Source organism: Bradyrhizobium sp. WSM3983 (genome assembly GCF_000473045.1).
Classification (GTDB): domain Bacteria; phylum Pseudomonadota; class Alphaproteobacteria; order Rhizobiales; family Xanthobacteraceae; genus Bradyrhizobium.
Genome location: NZ_AXAY01000057.1, coordinates 1 through 21,398, shown reverse-complemented (window position 1 = coordinate 21,398; position 21,398 = coordinate 1). Strand labels below are relative to the sequence as shown.

Genomic DNA, 21,398 nt, shown 5'->3' with positions numbered 1-21,398 from the left:
TACGTCGAGGGCATGCACATGATCCTGCAGGCCGACAAGCCCGATGATTTCGTGCTCGCCACCGGCGAGACGCGCTCGGTGCGGGAGATGGTGGAGCTGTCGTTCGCGCAGGTCGGCCGCCGCGTCGAATGGCGCNGCAAGGGCGTCGACGAGACNGGCGTCGATGCCAAGAGCGGCAAGACATTGGTGAAGATCGATCCGACCTATTTCCGCCCGACCGAGGTCGATCTGCTCGTCGGCGACGCCAGCAAGGCGCGCCAGGTGCTCGGCTGGAAGCCGAAGCGGAGCTTTGCAGAGCTCGTCGCGGAGATGATGGCAAGCGATCTGGCNGANGCNAAACGGGACNNNGNNNNTGGCAAGCGTACCGTTTGAGCTGAAGGGCAAGAGCGTCTACGTCGCCGGCCATCGCGGCATGGTCGGCGCCGCGATTGCGCGCCGGCTGGCGCGGGAGGACGTCAATCTCGTCACGGTCGACCGGCGCGAGGTCGATCTCTGCAACCAGGTCGCCGTGTTCGACTGGTTCGCGACGGCGCGGCCGCAGGTGATCTTCCTCGCCGCGGCCAAGGTCGGCGGCATCGTCGCCAATAACACGCTGCGCGCCGAGTTCATCTACGACAACATCGCGATCGCGGCGAACGTGATCCACGCCGCGCATGTGAACCGCGCCGAGAAGCTGATGTTTCTCGGCTCGTCCTGCATCTATCCAAAGTTTGCACCGCAGCCCTTGCGCGAGGACACGGTGCTCACAGGCCCGCTGGAGCCGACCAACGAGCCTTACGCCATTGCCAAGATCGCCGGCATCAAGATGGCGGAGGCTTATCGCTGCCAGTATGGCCGCGACTTCATCAGCGTGATGCCGACCAATCTTTACGGCCCCGGCGACAACTATCACCCTGAAATGAGCCACGTCGTTGCCGCGCTGATCCGGCGCTTTCACGAGGCAAAGCTGTCGGGCGCGAAGAGCGTTGCGGTCTGGGGCACCGGCACGCCGCGGCGCGAGTTCCTCTATGTCGACGACATGGCGGATGCCTGCGTGCACCTGATGAAGACCTATTCCGGCGCGGACCTGATCAATATCGGCACCGGCGAGGACATCGCCATCGCCGAGTTCGCCCGCGTGGTTGCCGAGATCGTCGGCTATCGCGGCGAGATCAGTTTCGACACCTCGCGCCCCGACGGTACGCCGCGCAAGCTGCTTGATGTGGGCCGGCTGACAAAGCTCGGCTGGCGCGCGACGACGTCGCTTCACGATGGCTTGAAGCGCACTTACGACGCGTATCAGGCCGGTCTGGCCGTCCCGGCGCAATAGTAGGAACCATCGCCTCCAGCACGAGTTGGCCGATCGGGTGGGCAAAAACGTCACACGAGGCCAACCGTGCAAGACATCGTACGCGTGCGCTCGACAGCGCAAATCGCGGGTCATCCGATTCATCCGATGCTGGTGCCGATCCCCATCGCATGCTTCATCGGCGCCCTGCTGACCGACATCGCCTATCTCGTCTCGGCCGAGATCATGTGGGCGAATTTCTCGGCCTGGCTTCTGGTGGTCGGCGTCATCTTTGGCGTGCTGGCCGCAATCGCCGGCCTGACCGATTTCCTTGGCAATCGTCTGGTGCGCGCGCAGGCGCCGGCCTGGCCGCATCTGATCGGCAACGCCGTGGCGATGATCCTGGCGATCTTCAATGCGCTCATTCACACGCGTGATGCCTGGACCTCGGTGTGGCCGCTCGGTCTCATTCTGTCGGTGCTCACCGTGCTGATCCTGCCGGTGACCGGCTGGCTCGGCTGGGCCATGGTCTACCGCCACGGCGTAGGAGTTGCGCGATGATGTCTCTGCCTGCCCGCGCCTTGCTGTGCGCTTCGCTCCTCAGTCTCGCCGGCTGCAACGACGGTAGCGGTGATCCCAGCGCGCAAATCGGCGCCAATCCGAAATTGCCCCATATCCAGCAATATCTGCTGCCGCCGGTGCACATCGCCCGCATTGTCGGCTGGAAGAAGGACGAGACGCCGACGGTCGCGCAGGGCCTGCAGGCCAAGGCATTTGCCACCGGGTTGCAGCATCCGCGCTTCCTCTATGTTCTCCCAAATGGTGACGTGCTGGTGGTGGAATCCAAGGCGCCGAAGGCCGCTGCGATCAAGCGGCCCAAGGAGATCGTGATGGGCTATATCGAGTCCTGGGCGACCTCCGGCGGCGACACCGGCGAGAGCAACCGCATCACGCTGTTGCGCGACACCAACGGCGATGGCGTGCCCGATACGCAAAGCGTCTTCCTCGACCATCTCAACTCGCCGTACGGCGTCGCGCTGGTCGGCAACGATCTCTACGTCGCCAACACCGACGCGATCATGAAATATCCCTACACCGAGGGCGACACCAAGATCACCGCGCCGGGCACCGTGCTGACGCCGCTGCCGGGCGGCCCGATCGACCACCACTGGACCAAGAGCCTCGTTGCAAGCCCGGATGGTTCAAAGCTCTATGTGGGTGTCGGCTCCAACAGCAACATCACCGAGAACGGCATGGAGGCCGAGCACAATCGCGCCGACATCCTCGAAGTCGACCGCGCCAGCGGCCGCTGGCGCATCTTTGCCAGCGGTCTGCGCAATCCCAACGGCCTCAGCTTCGAGCCGCAGAGCGGCGCACTGTGGACAGTAGTGAACGAGCGCGACGAGCTCGGGCCCGATCTCGTGCCTGACTACATGACCTCGGTGAAGGACGGCGGCTTCTACGGCTGGCCCTACAGCTATTACGGCCAGCACGTCGATCCCCGCGTCAAGCCGCAGCGGCCGGACCTCGTCGCCAAGGCGATCGTGCCCGATTATGCGCTGAGCTCGCATGTCGCGCCGCTCGGGCTCGCCTTCTCCACCGGCAGCAGCCTGCCGGGCGACTATCGCAGCGGCGCCTTTGTCGGTGAGCACGGCAGCTGGAACCGGCAGGTGCTGAACGGCTACAAGGTCGTGTACGTGCCGTTCACGGACGGCAAGCCGAGCGGGCCGGCGCAGGACGTCGTCACCGGCTTCCTCAACAGCGACAATCAGGCGCGCGGGCGTCCCGTCGGCGTTGCCATCGACAAGACCGGCGCGCTGCTGGTCGCCGACGACAGCGGCAACACGGTGTGGCGGGTGACGGCGGCGCATCCGCAGGTCACGCAACGATAGGAGAGGGATGATGGGCCTTGCCCAATACGCGATCGTGCCGGTTCAGGACGAGTGGGGCGTGCTCCACGACGGCAACGTTAACGGCAAATACGTCACCAAGGAATCGGCGTTCGAATCCGCGGTCGCCGCCGCCTCGCTGGCGCTTCGCCAGGGACACGAGGTGCATGTCAGCGTACCCGGCCGTGAGCCGGGCGAGAGTGCGCTGGGGAATTAGTCTTGCCGGCTAAATGTACCGGTTTCGGATCCACGCCTTGCGGTTACAGGCCACTTCGTTGCGGCCGGTGGGAAACGTCAGGCAGTTCGACGATGTCCGATTGAGAAGTTAGCTGGGACCAGAGCTCTTCAGCTCTGCGCCCGAGCCGGCGTTGCGGACGATAGATCCGGATCATGAGGTCGATGTCGAGGTCCGCCGCGCCGGTGCGGACCAGATGTCCGCGCAGGATGTCCTGATAAATCGTGCTGAGCGGCAGCCACGAGACGCCAAGACCGGACAGGGTCATCGACCTGAGCCCGTCGGCGAGGGAGTTCTCGTAGACCCGATTGAGCCTTGGCAATGATGGTGCCTCGGCGAGCCGATGATCGACGGCCCAACCAAGGCAGCATTCGGAGCTGTAGCCGAGATAGGACACGGACTTGAGCGAACCCGAATCCAGATCGTGCAAAGCCTGCGCATCCTTCCCCGGCGCCGAGACGGGAACCAGCCGTTCGCGGCCTATCACATGGGATTGGCAGTTCTCGATCGACAGCGGCGACGCCAGGCCGCGAAAAAGCGTGTTGCCGCGATCCATGAAGCAAACGACGAAATCCACCGAGCCTTCCTCGAAGGAGGCGCAGCAGCTCGGCAGATTGTCGGACAATATGGTCAGGCGCGTTGGCCCAATCATCGTCTGAATTGCCGGCAGCCATTTTGGAAAAAACGTCACGGACAGGATGTGGGGCGCGGCAAACCGTATGCTGCGCAATTTTTCGTCCTGGTCCTCGCGGAGCGCGCGCTTCGTTGCGTTCAGCCGTCCCATCACATCGGTTCCGACCGCGAGCAGATGCTGTCCGGCCTCCGTGAGTTCGATCGGCGATTTTCGCCTGTCGATCAGGGATACGCCCGCCCAATGCTCGAGCGATTGCAGACGCCGGCTCAACCCTGACTGGCCGATGTTTCGCAACTCGGCGGCGCGCGTCAGGTTGCGCGTTTCGGCGATCGCCGCAAGATCCTCGAGCCAACGGATGTCAAGCATGTCGCGCCTTTCAGCCCCGGTTGCGTCAGTACCACTGTAACGCACCGCTTGACGCCTGCCCATGCGGATCGAGCATCGCTCGTTCTGACATCCGCATTGGCATGGTGGGAGGATGTCACAGTAGCCTCCGTCGCGACGACATCGTTGGACCGACGGGGGCTCTAGATGAAACTGCGTTACCGCTTGCAATCCACCTTGGCCATGGCGCTCGTGGAGCTTGCCATGAATGGGCTCGCCTCAGCCCAGGCGCTCGCGCCAAAGCAGGGCGCAGGGGACAGCGCGATCCTGAAACGGATCCTGGAACGCGGCTCCATCAACATCGGGCACCGTGAAGCCTCGGTCCCCTATTCCTACATCGATGAGAAACAGCAGGTTGTCGGCTATTCCATCGACCTCTGTCTGAAAGTGGTCGATGCGGTGAGGCAGCGGTTGGCAAAACCCGATCTGAAGGTGACTTTCACCTCCATCAACGTGACGAACCGCATACCATTGGTCGTTAATGGGACGGTCGATATCGAATGCGGCACGACCAGCAATTTCCTGTCGCGGCAGGAACAGGTTGAGTTCTCGCCAATCTACTACATCACGGGCACCCAACTGCTCGTCAAGGCCGGATCGCCCGTCAGGGAAATCGAGGACTTGAAGGGCAAGCGGGTCGCGGCGCAGCAGGGTTCTTCGAACGAAGCCGTCATCCGTCAGCTCAACGACGAAAAGATGCTTGATATCCGGATTGTCTACGCGAAGGATCTCGTCGAGGGTGCGATGCTGGTCGAAACCGACCGGGTCGATGCGATGACCGGCGACGGCGGCCAGATCAAGGTCTACGCGGCGACAAAGGCGAGGCCCGCCGGCTCGCTCGCGGTGGTCGGTCGTTTCCTGACGTATGATCCGTATAGCGCCATGATGCAGCGCGGCGATCAGGATTTCGCACTTCTCGTCCGTAAGGCGTTTGCCGACGCCTTCCGCTCGGGCGAAGCCGAGAAGCTCTATGAGAAGTGGTTTGGCCCGCTCGGTATGAAGATCGAAGAGGATCTGAAAGCGGCGTTCCGCGTGCAGGCGCTGCCACGCTGAGACCTGCCTGCTCCCTGTCTCAGATCAGTGCTCGTCTCTCCAGGCGAGGCGGGCCACCTTCGTTCGGAAGAAAGCAGCCCATGCAATACCGGTGGAACTGGAGCGTCTTGATTACGGACCCCTATCTCGGTTGGCTCGTGTCCGGTCTGAAATGGACCCTCATGGTGGCAGGTGCGGCATGGCTGCTGGCGCTGGTTCTCGGCTGTACCGTCGGCGTGCTGAGAACGCTGCCGAGCGCGTGGCTTCGCGCGATCGGTACCGCCTATGTCGAGATCTTTCGCAATGTGCCGCTCCTGGTGCAGTTGTTCCTGTGGTACTTCATACTGCCTGAACTACTGCCTTACAGTGCGGGCCATTGGCTGAAGCGAGACCTCCCGCTACCGGAATATTGGTCAGCCGTGGTTGGCCTCGGCTGCTTTACGGCGGCGCGCATCGCCGAGCAGGTTCGGGCGGGAATTGAATCGATTGGCCATGGGCAGCGCATGGCGGCGGTGGCCTTGGGCCTGACGACGGCCCAGTCCTATCGTTACGTCCTGCTGCCGCTTGCCGCGCGACATGTGCTTCCGCCGTTCACCTCGGAAGCGCTCAACATCGTCAAAAACTCCTCCTTGGCGCTCACGATTGGCGTGCTCGAGTTGACCGGCCAGAGCCGGCAGATCGAAGCCGCCACGTTTCAGGGCATCGAGGCGCTGACGGCGGCCACGCTGACTTACGTGTGTCTGACGTTGGTCGTCATCGCGGTGATGCAGACCATCGAGCGCCGCGTGGCGATTTCCGGCACCATGGGGCGGACCTGAGATGTCCCATCTCGAATGGAGCATCATCTGGCGGGCCGGGCCGTTCCTCCTGCAGGGATTGGCCACGAGCTTCGCTTTGCTGATCCTGGCTATGTTCGGCGGCATCATCATCGGCACCATCATCGCCATGGTTCGTCTGTCGGCTCCACGGCCGCTCGCATGGATTGCCGCCGGCTATGTCAATGGTCTGCGTTCGGTCCCGCTGATGATGGTCATCTTCTGGTTCTACCTGCTGGTGCCGCTGTTCATCGGCCGATCGGTCGGCGCCTTCCCCTCGGCACTCATCGCTTTCACGATGTTCGAGGCTGCCTACTATTCCGAGATCATTCGCGCCGGCATCCAGGGCATCTCCAAGGGGCAGATGGCGGCCGCGCTGGCGACCGGCATGAGCAGTCTGCAGGCCTACCATTATGTCGTTCTCCCTCAGGCGTTTCGTCGCATGACGCCTGTGCTCCTGACGCAGAGTGTCGCGCTTTTTCAGGACACGTCGCTGGTCTACGTCATCGGGCTTCATGACTTCATGACCTCCGTGAGCGTCATTGCCAATCGGGAGGCGCGCCTTGTCGAGCTCTATTCGTTTGCGGCGGGCGTCTACTTCGTACTGTGCTTTGGCGCCTCCCGCGCCGTGAAAAAAATCAACGACCGGATGGCGGCCGCATGACAAGCCGGATGAGTGATGGTTGTCATCCGATGCGCTTGATGGCGGGCCAGGTCGGCGATATCGCCGGGGAGGCACGGCGACGGACACCCGGAGCATCGTCCGTCGTGCACCTCAATGCCGCTGGGGCCGGCCTGATGTCGCAGGCGGTGGTCGATGCGATCAAGAGCCAGTTGGATACCGAGGCGCGATGCGGAACTCATTGGGCCACGGCTAACCGCCACGCGCAACTCGACGAAACCCGGCTTCTCGCGGCCCGGCTGTTTGGCGTTCCGGCAACACATTTGGCCTTTGGAGAGTCAGCGAGCCGCTTGTGGGCGCTGGCGTTCGCCTCGATCAATCTGCCGCCAAAGGCGCGTATCCTCGTTGCCCGGAATGACTGGGGCGGCAACATCCTGAGCATTCTTCGCCGGGCGGCGGCCGGCACCGCGGACATAGTCCGCCTGCCCATGAACCAGGACGGGCTGATCGATATCGACGCGGCGCGATCGCTGGTCGACGAGCGAACCGCCGCGATTTGCGTGTCGGCGGTTGCGAGCAGCTTTGGCCTGCAGCAGCCGGTGCAAGAGTTGGGCGCTCTCGCACGCCCCGAGACATGTCTGTACTTCGTCGATGCCTCGCAGGCCGTGGGGCAGATGCCCATCGACAAATCCTCGACTTCGGCCGACGTGATGGTGGCGCCGGCGCGCAAGTGGCTCCGCGGCGGACGTGGTCAGGCCATGTTGGGGTTGTCCGATCGAGCGCTCGGTGCAATGCGCCAACCCGCCTTGATCGATCAATCCGGCGTCAGGTGGCATGGGTCAGACATGGTCTCCGTGCGCGATGATGCCCGGCGCTTCGAGACATGGGAGTTCTCGGCTGCGGCGCGCCTCGGATTGCGCACTGCGCTGCTGGAGCTAAGCGAGATCACGGTCGAAATCGTTCGAACGGCAATCGCCGGTCATATCGAGCATCTGCGCCGAATCCTGGACGGCATTGACGGCATCGAAATCTTCGAGTCCGCCCACCGCACGGCTCCCGCCTTCCTGACGTTCCGGCATCGCACCATTCCCGTCTGTGTCATCGTGGACGGGTTGGCCGACCGGAACGTCGCAATTGCATCCGTGGGCCTCGACTACGCCCGCTGGGAGCTCGAGGCGCGCGATCTTGAAGCGGTCGCGCGTGTCGCGCCGCACATCACGACCGATGCCGATGACATCGAGCGTTTTGGGCGAGCACTCGGCGACGTCCTTGCTGGCCAGGGAGTGACGGGCAAAAGCCGTCTCTCTGCAGGCAAGACCTAGACGCCGCCATGCCATTCGGAACCAGCATGTCTCGCCGCCAGGATCTGCGGGTAAGAAGCGCTGGTCGGCGTGATTTGCCGGGCATGTCCAAGCGGCTGGCGAATGCGGTTCTTGAAATCTGACGGCAGGCTCATCGGGGTTCTGCTGGTGCTCGCGATCACCCAACTCATTGGATGGGGTACGATCGGCCTTCCGGCCGTGGTCGGCCGCGACCTTGGAGCCGATCTCGGCATGAGCCTGCCGGCGGTATTTGCGGGCAGTTCGGTTCTCTATGTCACCATGGGCCTGTGCGCGCCCTGGCTCGCCAAGGCCTTTGCGCGGCACGGCGCGCGCAAGGTGATGATGCTGGGCACTGTTGTCTCCGTGCCGGGCTACGTCGTTCTGTATTTCGCGCATGACCCGATGCTCTATTTCGCCGGCTGGGTCGTTCTCGGCATGGGCGGCAGCGCGACGTTGTCGACCGGCGCCTACATCATGCTGAACGAGGTCGCCGGACGGGGCGCCAAGAATGCGATCGGCGGGCTGATGCTGGTGACGGGTCTCTCCAGCAGCATCTTCTGGCCGACCACGTCGTTCCTCAGCGGTTGGCTCGGCTGGCGCGGGACTTGTCTCGTCTATGCGGCGATGATGCTCGCCATCAACCTTCCGCTCTATGCGTTTCTCGCGCCGCGCCGAAAAATTGCGACCGACGATGTTGGCGAGGCCGCCAAGGCTGCGCCGCCGCCTGCGATTCCAAGAAGCACGTTTGGGCTCGTCGTCTGCGTGATCACGATGAACGCCTTCGTCAATTTCGGCATCGGTGCCATCCTGATCGAGCTGTTGCGGGCGGAGGGCCTTGCGCCGGCGCAGGCGCTTGCATTCGGCTCGATGCTGGGCGTGATCCAGGTCAGCGCCCGCGGCCTCGATTTCCTCGGCGGTGGCCGGTGGGACGGCATCACCACCGGGCTCGTCGCCGGCACCGCGCTTCCCGTCGCCATGGTGCTGCCGATGCTGAGCGAGGGCGCGACCTGGGCGGTCGCGACCTTCATCCTGCTCTATGGCGCCGGCAGCGGTGCGATGGCGGTGGCGCGGGCGACAATCCCACTGGTGTTCTACGACCAGGCCGAGTTCGCCAAGGCGATGTCGATGATCGCGCTACCGCTCAATCTGGCCTCCGCGATCTCGCCGCCGCTGCTGGCCGGCCTGCTCACCCAGTTCGGCAGCCGCGGCGCGCTTGGGCTGACCCTGGCCTTTTCCTGCGCGACGGTGCTGATCCTGATTCTGCTGGGCCGCCGACGCCCGGGGATCGCGACGGCCGTGGTAATGTGAGGCCTGACGGGCCGACACCTTTGCGTTGCGCGACGATTTTCCTCGTTTCCACCGACTGTCGCCCGGCCGCAACAGCAAAGGCGACGCGAACAAGCTAGAGTTGAACCCGTGACTCCCGCGGGTTGGAGATTGGAATGAAGCGCACGTTAATCTGCCTCGCCACGCTAGCCTGCTCCGCGGCTACTGCCGATGCCGCCGACTTGCCGCTGAAAACAACGCCCTTGGTTGCCGCACCCTCTCCCGGCTGGACCGGTTTTTATGCGGGCGTCCAGGGCGGTTACGAATGGGGCCGGGATCGTACCGTTGAATTTGGCTTCGGGGGCTGCCGACCGGATTCAATCACGGCTTCCGCCCGGAGGGCGGGTTCGGTGGCGTCCATGCGGGCTACAATCATCAATTCGACAGGTTTGTGGTCGGCATCGAAGGCGATGCGGATTTCGGCCGGGTGAATGGCGGTTTCACCATTCCCATTTTCCGATACGATGCGCGCAAGGAATGGGAAGCCTCCGTCCGTGGCCGGTTTGGCTATACGCCGACAGAGCGCCTGTTGTTGTATGTAACGGGCGGCGTCGCGTTCACTGAGCTGAAGTATTCCTGGATGGATATTACGGGATTCTTCCCGCCGGTGGACGCCAGTGTTTCGAAGGCAGGATGGACCGCAGGGATCGGCGGTGAAGCCGCTTTGACCCATCGGGTCACGGCGCGGCTCGAATATCGCTACAGCGATTTCGGCACCACGCGCTTTGATTGGCCCGCTGTCGCCGGAAGTTACGAACAGCATCCTCGCTTCCAGTCCGTGCGCGGCGGGGTCAGCGTCAGGTTTTAGCCGCTATTGGGGGTCGCGGATCGCGGCGGGCGAGGAGATCTGAGGCAATATTCGCGGTGCGGAAATTCGCCGCCGCGGGCTACCTCCGCTGCCGGGGGCGGGGGATGGCCGTATGCCGAGAGCGCAGTGCTCCGGACCCCAAAATGGTGTATCCGCAGGGAGCGCGGCCCGCGATCTCGCCGCCGCGCCAAGATCCAGTTCCCCGGAGGAAATCGACATGTCGGCCTTGCCGCTCTCAGGCATCAAGATCCTTGATCTCACGCGTGTGCTCGCCGGGCCGTTGTCGGCCCAGATGCTGGGCGATCTCGGCGCCGAGGTGATCAAGATCGAGCGGCCCGGCACCGGCGACGACGCGCGCGCCTTCGGCCCGCCTTACCTGACCGATCCCGAGGGCAAGGCGAACAACAACAATTCGTTCTATCTCTGCGCCAACCGCAACAAGAAGTCGGTCACCGTCAACATCGCCAAGCCCGAGGGGCAGGCGATCATCCGCGAACTCGCCAAGGACGCCGACGTCTTCATGGAGAACTACAAGGTCGGCGATCTCAAGCGCTACGGCCTCGACTACGAGACGATCAAGGCGATCAATCCAAAAATCATCTATTGCTCGGTGACCGGTTTCGGCCAGACCGGCCCCTATGCGCCGCGCGCCGGTTACGACGCGATCCTGCAGGCGATGGGCGGCCTGATGAGCGTCACTGGCCATATCGACGGCGAGCCGGGCGAGGGCCCGATGAAGGTCGGCCCGTCGATCGTCGACTACATGACCGGCATGAACACCTCGATCGGGCTGCTCTCGGCGCTCTACCATCGCGACGTCAATGGCGGGCAGGGAAGCACATCGACGTCTGCCTGTTCGATACTGTCATCGCGTCCCTGTCGCACTGGCTGCAGATCTACCTCGTCAACGGCAAGACGCCGCCGCGCCGCGGCACCTGGGGCAATGGCGGCATGCCGGCCGGCGTGTTCCGCTGCACCGACGGCGAGCTGATGCTGGTGGTCGGCAATGACGGCCAGTTCCAGCGTACCTGCGCCGTGCTCGGCCAGCCCGAGCTCGCCAACGACAAGCGGTTCATCAAGAACAACGACCGCGTCGTACACGGCAAGGAGATCATGGCGATCTTCGCCGGCCTGTTCCTGACCAAGCCCGTGGCCTATTGGCTGGACAAGCTGGAGGAGGCCGGCGTGCCGTCGGGCCCGATCAACAACTTCGAGCAGGTGTTTTCCGATCCGCACGTCCAGTCGCGCGGCATGCGGGTGAAGGTCGACCATCCCTTCGAGCCCGATCTATCGCTGATCCGCAACGCGCTGACCTTCTCGGAGACCCCGATCAAGTCCTACCGCGCGCCGCCGCTGCTCGGCGAGCACACCCAGGAGGTGTTAGGTGCCAAGCTCGGCTATGATGCGGGCAAGATCGACGAGCTGAAGAAGCAGGGGATCATCTAAGCTTTACCAAGCAGCGAGACTTGATGCGCCCGCTTCCCTTGCGGGCGGTTGCGATCCCGCAGGATGAGCGCGCGATCTCGGGTTGGCGTAAGCCGCTAGTCCTGCTGCTCGCGCCACACGCATTTTGCAGCCTCGCGAAAGTCGGACGGGCGGCTGCCGAACTGGCGACGGAAGGTGCGGTTGAAGTAGGAGACGTCGCTGAAGCCACTTTCGTGGGCGATCTGCGCGATGTTGAGATGGCCGAAATGCCGGTCGGTCAGCATGCGATGGGCCTTCGCCAGCCGCTCGGCGAGCACGAACGTCGAGAATGATGAGCCGTCCTGCTCGAACAGTTTGCGCACATAGCGCGGCGAGATGCCGTGGCGGATCGCGATGGCTTCGGTGGACAGCTCGCTGTCGCCGAGCGCCTGGAGAATGTCCGATTTGATCGCGGTCAGCCGTGCGGCAGTGCCGCCGCGCATGCGGGCGAGCTCGGCATAGTCGCCATGGGCGCCGAGCGCCAGCGCGGCGAGGTCGAGCATGTGCTCGGATACGCTGCGCGCGATCGCCGGATCGGTCACCGAGGTGTCGGCGACGACGTCCACGTAGCGGTTCAGAAGATGCAGTGCGGTGTTGGAGCTCGGGATGGGGCGGCCGAACGCTTGCGTATAGTGCGGAGCGCGGCGCGCGATCGTCGGCAGTGGCAGCAGCAGGGTGACGAAGCTGCCCTCCGTCAGCATGGTGCTTGTCGAGGGATCGAGCGGGGCAATCACGCTGGCGCTACCGACACCCGCGATCAGCTCCTTGCCAAACTGGGTGGCGCTGGCGCGGCCCGCGCGCAGCACGCTGATGACCATGAAGTCCTTGGCCCGCGCCGCAAGCTCCCTGGAAGCGCGGTAATGCGCCGGCGAGCGTGAGCCGGCGGCGATGCTGATGCCGGGGAGCTGGCTGAAGGTCACCTCCGCATGGAACGGGGTATCTCCGATCGGCTCGATGTCGACGGCGGCGAGGCCGCGCCCGTAGACCTCGCGCCACATCTGAAGCCGCCTGGCTTCCGGAAAAGCGTCCGTGGAGATTCGTGCGCGCTGAAGCGATCCCGTGTCCTGCATTGGCCCCCGCCAGAAAACATCATCTCGAACCTATGACGCGCCGCCGCGTCATTGCGTTCGAAGCCGTTCCGTCCACGACAATATTATCCGCGCGATAGTGGCATCGATGCCACACGGCGCGGCCAGTGACCTCGCCGAACGTCGGCCAGAGCTATGCGGGCACCGGATCGCTACGCATCACCTGGTGACGGAAGCATGACGATCTCGTGGCCTTACGCGAGGCTTGCGCGCAATCCCCAGATAAACCCGGTCCGTATTCGCAGAGGCTTCCGCTTCGCCCGCGACTCTGATTCGATCCCTCCACTGACTTCGGGAGGGAAATGGATGTCCTACACAATCGGGTTCCAGGCGAAGGACCAGAAGGCAATTCTGGCGACTGAGGCGGCGACGGCCAATCAGGCTGTCGCGATCATTGTCGCGCTGCGGCAAAGTGCCGAAGAGATCAAGTTCATCCGCTCGCCGCAGGAAGGCGACATGGGCATCGAGATGCTGCTGCTGCTCGCCAAGGAAGAGGCCGAAGAGATGCCGCAGCGGGCCTAGCCCGCGCCAGGCGATCACACTTCGGTCAGAAGCGAAACATGCCGGCTGCAATATCGACGTCGAGATCGACTGCATCGCGATGATGTGAGGCGCTACCGCGCGGCGAGCCGCGACGGCGCCTTGGCTTCGACCTTGCCTGCCGTCAGCGCCATGGTCGCGACGCTGACGACGCGCGCGACCACGTCCTCGACGTCGTCGAGATCGCATTGGCCTTCCGACAGTTTGGTCAGGCGCTCGCTCTCGCGGATGGTGTGGTGCGCCATGGCGAGCGCGAAGTTCAGGCCCCAATAGATATCGACATGGCTGCGGTCGGGCAGGGACCTTCGCATCGCGCCTACGAATTTCCGCAAATGGTCGATCTCGCGGTTCTTGATGCGGCGGATCGGCGGCACGGATTCGATCGAGGCGCGGATCATGAAGCGCGCCGCGGTGGAGCGCTGGTTCTCTGGTCCCAGGCAGCCGCGCAGAGGCGGGCCGACCAGGGCGTGCAAGATCACCTCGATCGGTGCGCGGCCGCCGCCTTGCTCCTCGGCGGCCTTCAACTGACGCAAGCGCTCGCGGTTGGTCGCGATCGAGCGTGTGACGAATAATTCCGCGATCAGTTCGTCCTTCGAGCCGAAATGATAGTTCACCGCGGCCAGATTGACATTGGCCTCCGCGACGATGTCGCGCAGCGTGACGTCGCCGAAACCGCGATCGGCGTAAAGCCGTTCGGCGGCGGCGAGAATGGCAGACCTCGTATGATCGCTGGCCATGGATGCCCTCAGGGGAGGGAGTTGCAATTAAAACACTTGTATGAAACTATCGTTTGAAGGCCGGAGAAAGTCAATCCGCATGATGGAATTGCGCCGCCAATAAAGCGGCGCCAGTTCCACGACCCGCAATCCGCCGAATGGCGCTTGCGGGCCGCACATTGCGGGAGGACAGTCCGGCGCAAAACAGGCTTTCAAAGCGAGACCGAGGAGCGTCCCATGGATTTCGATCTGTCCCCCAAGCAGAAGGAATGGCTCGACCGCGTGCAGTCCTTCATGACCAAGCACGTGCGTCCGGCGGTGCCTGTTTACAATGAGCAGGATCACAGCGGCGAGCGCTGGAAGGTCATTCCGGTGCTGGAAGACCTCAAGAAGAAGGCGAAGGCTGAAGGCCTCTGGAACATGTTCATGCCGCCTAACGAGCATGAGGACGATGAATTCCGCGGCGCGGGATTGACCAACCTCGAATACGCGCTGCTGTCGGAGGAGATGGGCCACATCTCCTGGGCCTCGGAAGTGTTCAACTGCTCCGCGCCCGACACCGGCAACATGGAAGTGTTCATGCGCTACGGCTCCAGGGAGCAGAAGCGCAAATGGCTGCGGCCGCTGATGGACGGCGAGATCCGCTCCGCCTTCCTGATGACGGAGCCGGCGGTCGCGTCATCCGATGCGACCAATATCGAGACCCGCATCGAGAAGGATGGCGACCACTACGTCATCAACGGCCGCAAATGGTGGTCGTCCGGCGTCGGCGATCCCCGCTGCAAGATCGCGATCCTGATGGGCAAGACCGATTTCAACGCTGCAAAACATCAGCAGCAGTCGCAGATCCTGGTTCCGCTCGACACCCCCGGCATCAAGGTCGAGAAGATGCTCCCCGTGTTCGGCTTCGATGACGCGCCGCACGGCCATGCCCAGGTGCTGCTCGAGAACGTTCGCGTGCCCAAGGAAAACATCCTGCTCGGCGAAGGCCGCGGCTTCGAGATCGCGCAGGGCCGTCTCGGACCTGGCCGTATTCACCACTGCATGCGCACCATCGGCAAGGCCGAGGAAGCGCTGGAGAAGATGGTGAAGCGGCTGATGTCGCGCACCGCCTTCGGCAAGAAGATCGTCGAGCACAGTGTGTGGGAGCAGCGCATCGGCGAGGCCCGCACCAACATCGAGATGACGCGCCTGCTCTGCCTCAAGGCCGCTGACATGATGGACAAGGTCGGCAACAAGACCGCGCAGGCCGAGATCGCCATGATCAAGGTCGCCGCTCCGAACATGGCGCTGAAGATCATCGACGAGGCGATCCAGGCTTTTGGTGGCGCCGGCGTCTCGGACGAAGCGGGCCTTGCCAAGGACTATGCCGGCATCCGCACGCTGCGGCTCGCCGACGGTCCGGACGAGGTGCACAATCGCGCCATTGCAAGGCTCGAAGTTCGGAAGTATGCCAATTCTTCCAAGCACTAAGAACGGGGAGGGCTTCGTGGCGCTCCCTTCAAGAAATTCAAGGGAGCGTCACCGTGGCTGACGGCGTCAGGAAAGACGAAGAGTTCTCGGGCACCAAGCCGGTCGAGGAGCGTCATCGTATCGACGAGATGCGGCTCGAGGCCTGGATGCGCGACAACGTCGAAGGCTATGAGGGCCCGCTGGTCGTCCTCCAGTTCAAGGGCGGCCAGTCCAATCCGACCTACCGGCTCAACACGCCGAACCGCTCCTACGTGATGCGCAGGAAGCCGTTCGGCAAATTGCTGCCCTCGGCGCATGCGGTCGATCGCGAATACCGCGTCATCGCGGCCCTTGGAAAGCAGGGCTTTCCGGTCGCGCACGCCTATGCGCTGTGCCAGGACGACAGCATCATCGGTGCTGCCTTCTACATCATGTCGATGGAAGACGGTCGCGTGTTCTGGGATCCGACGCTGCCGAGCCAGGATGCCGACGCGCGCCGAAAAATCTTCACCAGCAAGATCGAGACGCTGGCGAAACTTCATATGTACGATCCCGCCGCGATCGGCCTCGGCGATTTCGGCAAGCCCGGCAATTATTTCGCGCGCCAGATCGATCGCTGGACCAAGCAGTATCGCGCCTCCGAGACGCAACACATTCCGGAGTTCGAGAAGGTTGCCGAGTGGCTGCCCAAGACCCTGCCGGAGCAGGCACGCGTCTCGATCGTTCACGGCGACTACCGCCTCGACAACATGATTTTCCATGTGACGGAACCGCGCGTGCAGGCCGTGCTGGACTGGGAGCTGTCGACGCTCGGCGATCCCATGGCCGACTTCACCTATCTGTTGATGCAGTGGGTCATGCCGGGACTGCATGGCGCCGACCTCAAGGCGCTCAACATCCCGAGCGTGGAAGAGGCCGCACAGATCTATTGCAACGTCACCAGGATGACGGTGCCTGATCTCAACTGGTATTTCGCCTACAACCTGTTCCGCCTCGCCGGCATCACCCAAGGCATCGCCGGCCGCGTCCGCGACGGCACCGCGGCGAATGCCAAGGCGCTGGAATCCGCCAAGCGCACCGTGCCGCTATCGAAGGCGTCGTGGGACTACGCGCAGAAGGCGGGGGCGGTGTAGGAATCACGAGGGGGCGGCTGATGGCCGCGCCTTTTTCGCTTGTGGTTGGCGATGCTTCAACATTCTCCGTCCTTGCGAGCGAAGCGAAGCAATCCAGAATCTTCCCGCGGCAGCAGTCTGGATTGCTTCGTCGCAAGAGCTCCTCGCAATGACGAGGAGGTGGGTCACGCGCGTCCGCATTGAGGGCTCTTGTAGGGTGGGCAAAAGCGCGTAGCGCTGTGCCCACCATTTGTCCGCACTCGTGGTGGTGGGCACGCTTCGCTTTGCCCACCCTACGGAAGCTTGGCTCTGGGCAACCTTTGACATCGGGCGCTCCGTTCTTATTTGCGCAAGCACGGAGACCCATCATGATCCACCAATTGCGCATTTACGAGATCTTCGAAAAGAACAAGGCTGCCTTTCACGCCCGGTTTCGCGACCACGCCGCGCGCATTATGCGAACCAGATATGACTTCCGGATCGTGGCGATGTGGGAAACCAAGTTCGGCGACCGTACTGAGTTCGCCTATCTCGTGGAGTGGCCGGACGAAGCGGCGAAGACGTCGGCATGGGCGGCCTTCATGGCAGATGCCGAGTGGACCGAGATCAAGCGCGTGACCCATGCCGAGCACGGTCTGATGGTCGGCCAGATCGAGGATCGGCTGCTGGTGCCGGCGGATTATTCGCCCTCGTTCAGCCTGTTACGCTAGTTTCCGCTCGGGGCCGCGCACATGATCGATCACACGACTCTCATCACTTACGTCCTTATCGTGCTCGGCTTCGTTTTCATTCCTGGCCCGGCGACTCTGCTCACCATGGCTCGGGCGGCAAGCTCGGGAACGCGGGTCGGCATCGCAACGGGCGCAGGAATTGCCGTAGGCGACATCATCCACACCAGCATGGCGATCGTCGGCTTGTCGGCGATCATCGCCACGTCGGCGCTGCTGTTCAGCGTCGTCAAATATGCGGGCGCCGGCTTCCTGATCTATCTCGGCATTCGCGCCATGCTCGACAAGGCGCCTGTCGTGTTGAACGGCGCGCCTGCGATCAGCGCGGGCCGCGCCTTCCGACAGGCTGTGCTGACCGAGGTGCTCAATCCCAAGACCGCGCTGTTCTTCCTGGCCTTCCTGCCGCAATTCGTGCGGCCGGAGCACGGTTCGGTCGCATTTCAGCTTGCGACTCTCGGCGTCGTCTTCGTGATGCTCGGCCTGCTCAGCACCGTTGTATTCGCCGTCGGCGCCGGCCGTCTCGGCAATCTGCTGCGCCGCCATCCGGCTGTGGTGAGATGGCAGGGCAAGGTAGTCGGGACCATCTACTGCGTCGTCGGTGTGCGACTGGCTCTGCAGGAGCGATGAGGCGCAGCGCGCTTCCGTAACCCCGGATGGACGGGCAAGTGGTCCCGCATGTTGCTTCGCTCAACGTCAACTCTCGTAGGGTGGGCAAAGGCGCTCTTGCGCCGTGCCCACCATCTTTCCTCAACGACGAATGTGGTGGGCACGCTTTCGCTTTGCCCACCCTACGGCACCTAGGATGCCGCCTTCGCGCAATGCGCGATCAGCTTCTCGACGAACCCCGCGCATTTCTCCAGCTCCGCCATCGCCACGAACTCATCCGGCGTATGCGCCTGCGCGATCGCGCCGGGGCCGATCACGACCGAGGGGATGTTGGCCATGCTGGCGAACAGGCTGGCCTCGGTGCCGAAGGCGACCTTGGCGTGATCGTTGCGCCCGGCTAGCTGCTTGGCCAACGTGACGATCGCCGCGTCGGCCGCGGTGTCGAGGGCGGGGTAATCGAGGATCTCCTCGAAATCGATGCCGCATTCCGGGCTCTTCGCCTTCATCTCCGGCTCGAGCTCGGCCTTGGCCCAGGCGACGATCGCATCGGTCACTTCCCTGGACTCGGTGATGCCGATGCCGCGGCATTCGAAATCGACCGTACAGGTGTCGGGCACGATGTTGAGCGCCGCACCGCCGTGCACGATGCTCGTGAGCAGCGTCGAGTGCGGGACATCGTAAAGACTGCCGCGCTCGGCTTCGCCTGCGAGCTTCACCGCGCGGCGGCGGATCTCGGTGATCATCTCGGCCGCATATTCGATCGCGTTGACGCCATCGGGCGCAATCGAGGAGTGGCGGGCGAGGCCGTGGAACGTCGCGCGCACGCCGTGCTTGCCCTTGTGGCCGATGATGACCTTCATCTCGGTCGGCTCGCCCACGAAACAGCCAAGCGGCTTCACCTTTTTCTTCGCGACCTCGCGGAGCATCGGCCGCACGCCGACACAGCCGATCTCCTCGTCATAGGAGATCGCAAGATGGATCGGCGTCGAAAGCTTCGCTTCCAGCATCTCGGGCACCATGGCGAGGCACACCGCGACAAACCCCTTCATGTCGGTGGTGCCGCGGCCGTAGAGCTTGCCGTCGCGCTCGATGAGCTTGAAAGGATCGTGGCTCCAGTCCTGCCCCACCACCGGCACCACATCGGTATGGCCCGACAGCACGAAGCCCGGCCGATCCTCCGGTCCGATCGTGACCCAGAGCGAAGCCTTCTTGCCGGTCTCGTCGGTGATGCGCTCACCCTTGACGCCGAGGGCTGCAAGATAGTTTTCGATATGTGCGATCAAGGGGAGGTTGGTGCGGTCGCTGATGGTGTCGAAGCCGACGAGGTCGGCGAGCAGCTTGCGGATACGGTTAGATCTTTGGCTTGGCATTGTCTCGTTCATGAGATGGAGGACGGCTCGGCCGCTTGCACGAAGCATACCAGCCGAGCAACGGGTCGGGCAAATCCGACCGAGAAGAGTGCTTTCGTTGAAATTCAGGCGAGCGCGGAGAGATCTTTGGGCAGCATGCGCTTGAACAGATCGAGCATCCGGCGTGCGTCCGCTGACGGCAGCGAGATGGCATGCCGGACTGCGGCCGCGATCTGGATCATCGCTAGCTGCGAGAACGCGGTGAGGGCAGGGGCGGTCTGCTTCGGCGCGACACGCTTGAGTGCCTCGCGCAGCAGGCCGGCGAGGAAGGCGACGTCCTCCTCGTCGATTGATTGAAGCGTCCGGTCGCCTTGCGTCGCCTGCCAGATGTGATGCATCACCGGGTGATCGCGGAACATCTGGTAATAGCCGTCGGTGATGCGGCACAGCGCTACGTGCAGGTCGGACAGCTTCTTCATCTCGGCGAGGTCGCGCCGGACGCAGTCGCGGCCGATGGCATTGCAGCGCTCGGCCAGCGTCCCGATCACCGCGCTCTTGTCCGGAAAATATTGATAGAGCGAGCCGAAGGCGATCCCGGTGCGCTCGACGATGTCGCTCATCCGGAAGGCGTCGCTGCCCTTCTCGGTGAGGATTTCGCTCGCAGCCGCCAGAATGCGGTCGAAACGCTCCCGGCTGCGTTCCTGCGTCGGCACCAGCGGCGTGCGCCGTCCGGCCGCCTGCGTCGCTTTGCCTGTCCTGATCTTCCGTTCCGGCATCCTGATTCCCGCCGTTCGCGCTTGACGCCAGAAATAAGAGAGTTTATCGCTTTTATCAAATACGAGAGTTTATCGTGTTTTGACGGAGGTGCGGCATGCGGCAGGTTTTCACGACCGGTCTTCTCTGGTTTTCGGCCGTAGGCTGCGGCCTCATGGCCGGCGTCTATTTTGCCTTCTCGACCTTCATCATGACCGCGCTCGGCCGGCTCGACCAGGCCGCAGGCATCGTGGTAATGAACGCCATCAATGTCGACATCGTGCGCTCGTTGTTCATGCCGCTGTTTCTCGGCACGACTATAGCGGGCGCGGCGCTGGTGGTGATGGGCGTGCTGCGGCTGAGCGAGCCGGGCGCGGTGAGCATGATCGCCGGCGGCGGCCTCTACGTCGTCGGCATGTTTGTGGTGACGGTTGTGTTCAACGTGCCGCTCAACGATGCGCTAGCCGCGGTGCAGCCGTCGTCGCCGGAGGCAGGGGCGGTCTGGGCGGCGTATCTGAAGGACTGGGTGCTCTGGAACCATGTGCGAACGGTGGCATCGGCGGTCGCGAGTGCGTTGCTTATCGTTGCACTCGTCGCGTAACCCACACTGCGCATCAATCCCTTGTGTTACCCGACGCGCAAAACACGCCATCCCTTGGTCGATGCCGCCCGTCGAAAATATTCCACTTTACCGAAATTCGGATACGGCGTATGTATCGCTCACTCCGGCCCAAGGAAGAGGGGCGTATCGCGATCGTCACGAACGCGGGCCGGGCGGCGGTGGACGTGGGTCACGTCGGCGCGAAGGCTTCGCAGGGCGGGCAACCGTGAGCGAAACCGTCGCGCACACGACCGGTGTGATCTGCGTACGGCAAAATCGTGTGGTCCTGGCGCCCGGAGTCTGTGCGTCAAGGCTTGCGGTGATGTGAGCTGCCCGACCGGGTGCGCGCATCGATCATCCGCGAGGCGACGGGGGCAATAGTGCATCGCTCCCCGGGGAGCAACTGTGAAGTAGACCAGTGATCGGTCGACCTCAAGGCTGGCGCGTGCGCGCCACCGCCTCCGGCGGCTACGGCCTTGACGTCGTCCGCTCACCGGTCTTTAGGCCGGGCATGCGCTCGGCGGAAGCCGAGCGGGATCGCTCGCTTCGTACCGCCTGACGTCCCATTTTTCGCCGCGCGCTATCATGATGTTGAGGATCACGATCAGCTTGCGCATACAGGCGGTGAGCGCAACCTTCGGCTCCTTGCCCCTGG

At 63.5% G+C, this 21,398-nt stretch carries 22 protein-coding genes and 1 pseudogene; 18 read left to right on the top strand and 5 right to left on the bottom strand.

Features of this window, described 5'->3' with window-relative positions:
- The 5 genes from YUA_RS0139990 to YUA_RS0139970 form a co-directional block, all read left to right on the top strand.
- Window positions 1-372, top strand: a 372-nt coding sequence (locus tag YUA_RS0139990; RefSeq protein WP_027530093.1) for a GDP-mannose 4,6-dehydratase, incomplete at its 5' end; no start/stop codon positions are given.
- The gene (locus YUA_RS46560; RefSeq protein WP_305728026.1) at window positions 353-1,309 is read left to right on the top strand and encodes a GDP-L-fucose synthase; all 957 of its coding nucleotides are present in this window, start codon (window positions 353-355) and stop codon (window positions 1,307-1,309) included. The genes YUA_RS0139990 and YUA_RS46560, both read left to right, overlap by 20 nt.
- 66 nt (window positions 1,310-1,375) lie before the next feature.
- Complete coding sequence (locus YUA_RS0139980; RefSeq protein WP_027535655.1) at window positions 1,376-1,828, top strand: DUF2231 domain-containing protein; 453 nt, start codon at window positions 1,376-1,378, stop codon at window positions 1,826-1,828.
- Window positions 1,825-3,159 carry a sorbosone dehydrogenase family protein gene (locus YUA_RS0139975; RefSeq protein ID WP_027535654.1) on the top strand — a complete coding sequence of 445 codons (1,335 nt, stop codon included), beginning with the start codon at window positions 1,825-1,827 and terminating at the stop codon, window positions 3,157-3,159. The genes YUA_RS0139980 and YUA_RS0139975 overlap by 4 nt, the downstream gene beginning before the upstream one ends.
- 10 nt (window positions 3,160-3,169) lie before the next feature.
- Window positions 3,170-3,373, top strand: coding sequence for a hypothetical protein (locus YUA_RS0139970; RefSeq protein WP_027535653.1), 204 nt, complete (start codon window positions 3,170-3,172; stop codon window positions 3,371-3,373).
- 43 nt (window positions 3,374-3,416) lie between these two features.
- Here YUA_RS0139970 and YUA_RS46555 read toward each other — a convergent pair whose 3' ends face one another.
- Window positions 3,417-4,580 carry a LysR family transcriptional regulator gene (locus YUA_RS46555; RefSeq protein WP_156947609.1) on the bottom strand — a complete coding sequence of 388 codons (1,164 nt, stop codon included), beginning with the start codon at window positions 4,578-4,580 and terminating at the stop codon, window positions 3,417-3,419.
- On the opposite strand from YUA_RS46555, the gene YUA_RS0139960 reads away from it, so the two are divergent.
- From YUA_RS0139960 to YUA_RS46545, 7 genes and pseudogenes are all read left to right on the top strand, one after another.
- A complete protein-coding gene (locus YUA_RS0139960; RefSeq protein ID WP_051383630.1) occupies window positions 4,557-5,462 on the top strand; it encodes an amino acid ABC transporter substrate-binding protein in 906 nt (301 codons plus the stop codon). The genes YUA_RS46555 and YUA_RS0139960 overlap by 24 nt on opposite strands.
- An 80-nt stretch (window positions 5,463-5,542) precedes the next feature.
- Entirely contained in the window at window positions 5,543-6,259 is a 717-nt protein-coding gene (locus tag YUA_RS0139955) for an amino acid ABC transporter permease (protein ID WP_027535651.1), read from the top strand.
- A 1-nt stretch (window position 6,260) separates the two neighbouring features.
- Window positions 6,261-6,920 carry an amino acid ABC transporter permease gene (locus YUA_RS0139950; protein WP_027535650.1) on the top strand — a complete coding sequence of 220 codons (660 nt, stop codon included), beginning with the start codon at window positions 6,261-6,263 and terminating at the stop codon, window positions 6,918-6,920.
- Complete coding sequence (locus YUA_RS0139945) at window positions 6,917-8,200, top strand: aminotransferase class V-fold PLP-dependent enzyme (protein ID WP_084293181.1); 1,284 nt, start codon at window positions 6,917-6,919, stop codon at window positions 8,198-8,200. Before YUA_RS0139950 ends, YUA_RS0139945 begins: the two co-directional genes overlap by 4 nt.
- Window positions 8,201-8,302: 102 nt before the next feature.
- Window positions 8,303-9,508, top strand: coding sequence for an MFS transporter (locus YUA_RS0139940; protein ID WP_027535648.1), 1,206 nt, complete (start codon window positions 8,303-8,305; stop codon window positions 9,506-9,508).
- 307 nt (window positions 9,509-9,815) lie between these two features.
- On the top strand, window positions 9,816-10,334 hold the full coding sequence (locus YUA_RS47370) for an outer membrane protein (protein ID WP_084293180.1): 519 nt from the start codon (window positions 9,816-9,818) through the stop codon (window positions 10,332-10,334).
- A gap of 217 nt (window positions 10,335-10,551) precedes the next feature.
- A pseudogene (locus tag YUA_RS46545) lies at window positions 10,552-11,780 on the top strand (CaiB/BaiF CoA transferase family protein).
- A gap of 95 nt (window positions 11,781-11,875) precedes the next feature.
- On the opposite strand, the gene YUA_RS0139925 reads toward YUA_RS46545, so the two are convergent.
- Window positions 11,876-12,868 carry an AraC family transcriptional regulator gene (locus YUA_RS0139925; RefSeq protein ID WP_027535646.1) on the bottom strand — a complete coding sequence of 331 codons (993 nt, stop codon included), beginning with the start codon at window positions 12,866-12,868 and terminating at the stop codon, window positions 11,876-11,878.
- 324 nt (window positions 12,869-13,192) lie between these two features.
- Between YUA_RS0139925 and YUA_RS0139920 the strand changes: the two genes are divergently transcribed.
- Complete coding sequence (locus YUA_RS0139920; protein WP_027535645.1) at window positions 13,193-13,408, top strand: hypothetical protein; 216 nt, start codon at window positions 13,193-13,195, stop codon at window positions 13,406-13,408.
- Window positions 13,409-13,500: 92 nt separating this feature from the next.
- Here the strand turns inward: YUA_RS0139920 and YUA_RS0139915 are convergent, their stop codons facing one another.
- Window positions 13,501-14,163, bottom strand: a complete 663-nt coding sequence (locus tag YUA_RS0139915; RefSeq protein WP_027535644.1) for a TetR/AcrR family transcriptional regulator — start codon at window positions 14,161-14,163, stop codon at window positions 13,501-13,503.
- 216 nt (window positions 14,164-14,379) lie between these two features.
- Here YUA_RS0139915 and YUA_RS0139910 point away from each other — a divergent pair, with 216 nt between their 5' ends.
- The 4 genes from YUA_RS0139910 to YUA_RS0139895 all read left to right on the top strand — a co-directional run bounded on the left by YUA_RS0139910 (window position 14,380) and on the right by YUA_RS0139895 (window position 18,061).
- The gene (locus tag YUA_RS0139910; protein WP_027535643.1) at window positions 14,380-15,615 is read left to right on the top strand and encodes an acyl-CoA dehydrogenase family protein; all 1,236 of its coding nucleotides are present in this window, start codon (window positions 14,380-14,382) and stop codon (window positions 15,613-15,615) included.
- 53 nt (window positions 15,616-15,668) lie between these two features.
- A complete protein-coding gene (locus YUA_RS0139905) occupies window positions 15,669-16,727 on the top strand; it encodes a phosphotransferase family protein (protein ID WP_027535642.1) in 1,059 nt (352 codons plus the stop codon).
- A gap of 347 nt (window positions 16,728-17,074) precedes the next feature.
- The gene (locus YUA_RS0139900; protein ID WP_027535641.1) at window positions 17,075-17,416 is read left to right on the top strand and encodes an NIPSNAP family protein; all 342 of its coding nucleotides are present in this window, start codon (window positions 17,075-17,077) and stop codon (window positions 17,414-17,416) included.
- A 21-nt stretch (window positions 17,417-17,437) separates the two neighbouring features.
- The gene (locus tag YUA_RS0139895) at window positions 17,438-18,061 is read left to right on the top strand and encodes a LysE family translocator (RefSeq protein WP_027535640.1); all 624 of its coding nucleotides are present in this window, start codon (window positions 17,438-17,440) and stop codon (window positions 18,059-18,061) included.
- A 170-nt stretch (window positions 18,062-18,231) separates the two neighbouring features.
- On the opposite strand, the gene argE is transcribed toward YUA_RS0139895, so the two are convergent.
- Both argE and YUA_RS0139885 read right to left on the bottom strand, forming a co-directional pair.
- Window positions 18,232-19,410 carry an acetylornithine deacetylase gene (gene argE / locus YUA_RS0139890; protein ID WP_027535639.1) on the bottom strand — a complete coding sequence of 393 codons (1,179 nt, stop codon included), beginning with the start codon at window positions 19,408-19,410 and terminating at the stop codon, window positions 18,232-18,234.
- 104 nt (window positions 19,411-19,514) lie between these two features.
- A complete protein-coding gene (locus YUA_RS0139885) occupies window positions 19,515-20,165 on the bottom strand; it encodes a TetR/AcrR family transcriptional regulator (RefSeq protein ID WP_027535638.1) in 651 nt (216 codons plus the stop codon).
- Window positions 20,166-20,260: 95 nt separating this feature from the next.
- On the opposite strand from YUA_RS0139885, the gene YUA_RS0139880 reads away from it, so the two are divergent.
- Window positions 20,261-20,743, top strand: coding sequence for a DUF1772 domain-containing protein (locus YUA_RS0139880; protein WP_027535637.1), 483 nt, complete (start codon window positions 20,261-20,263; stop codon window positions 20,741-20,743).
- Window positions 20,744-21,398 lie beyond the last annotated feature (655 nt).

Bases quoted from the DNA above. Each gene is read 5' to 3' on its own strand.
- YUA_RS0139925 (WP_027535646.1), bottom strand. From the start codon at position 12,868: ATGCAGGACACGGGATCGCTTCAGCGCGCACGAATCTCCACGGACGCT.
- YUA_RS0139945 (WP_084293181.1), top strand. From the start codon at position 6,917: ATGACAAGCCGGATGAGTGATGGTTGTCATCCGATGCGCTTGATGGCG.
- YUA_RS0139960 (WP_051383630.1), top strand. From the start codon at position 4,557: ATGAAACTGCGTTACCGCTTGCAATCCACCTTGGCCATGGCGCTCGTG.
- YUA_RS0139940 (WP_027535648.1), top strand. From the start codon at position 8,303: ATGCGGTTCTTGAAATCTGACGGCAGGCTCATCGGGGTTCTGCTGGTG.
- YUA_RS0139950 (WP_027535650.1), top strand. From the start codon at position 6,261: ATGTCCCATCTCGAATGGAGCATCATCTGGCGGGCCGGGCCGTTCCTC.
- YUA_RS0139885 (WP_027535638.1), bottom strand. From the start codon at position 20,165: ATGCCGGAACGGAAGATCAGGACAGGCAAAGCGACGCAGGCGGCCGGA.
- YUA_RS0139955 (WP_027535651.1), top strand. From the start codon at position 5,543: ATGCAATACCGGTGGAACTGGAGCGTCTTGATTACGGACCCCTATCTC.
- YUA_RS0139975 (WP_027535654.1), top strand. From the start codon at position 1,825: ATGATGTCTCTGCCTGCCCGCGCCTTGCTGTGCGCTTCGCTCCTCAGT.
- YUA_RS0139915 (WP_027535644.1), bottom strand. From the start codon at position 14,163: ATGGCCAGCGATCATACGAGGTCTGCCATTCTCGCCGCCGCCGAACGG.
- YUA_RS0139880 (WP_027535637.1), top strand. From the start codon at position 20,261: ATGCGGCAGGTTTTCACGACCGGTCTTCTCTGGTTTTCGGCCGTAGGC.
- YUA_RS0139920 (WP_027535645.1), top strand. From the start codon at position 13,193: ATGTCCTACACAATCGGGTTCCAGGCGAAGGACCAGAAGGCAATTCTG.
- YUA_RS0139970 (WP_027535653.1), top strand. From the start codon at position 3,170: ATGGGCCTTGCCCAATACGCGATCGTGCCGGTTCAGGACGAGTGGGGC.
- YUA_RS0139895 (WP_027535640.1), top strand. From the start codon at position 17,438: ATGATCGATCACACGACTCTCATCACTTACGTCCTTATCGTGCTCGGC.
- argE (WP_027535639.1), bottom strand. From the start codon at position 19,410: ATGCCAAGCCAAAGATCTAACCGTATCCGCAAGCTGCTCGCCGACCTC.
- YUA_RS0139900 (WP_027535641.1), top strand. From the start codon at position 17,075: ATGATCCACCAATTGCGCATTTACGAGATCTTCGAAAAGAACAAGGCT.
- YUA_RS0139910 (WP_027535643.1), top strand. From the start codon at position 14,380: ATGGATTTCGATCTGTCCCCCAAGCAGAAGGAATGGCTCGACCGCGTG.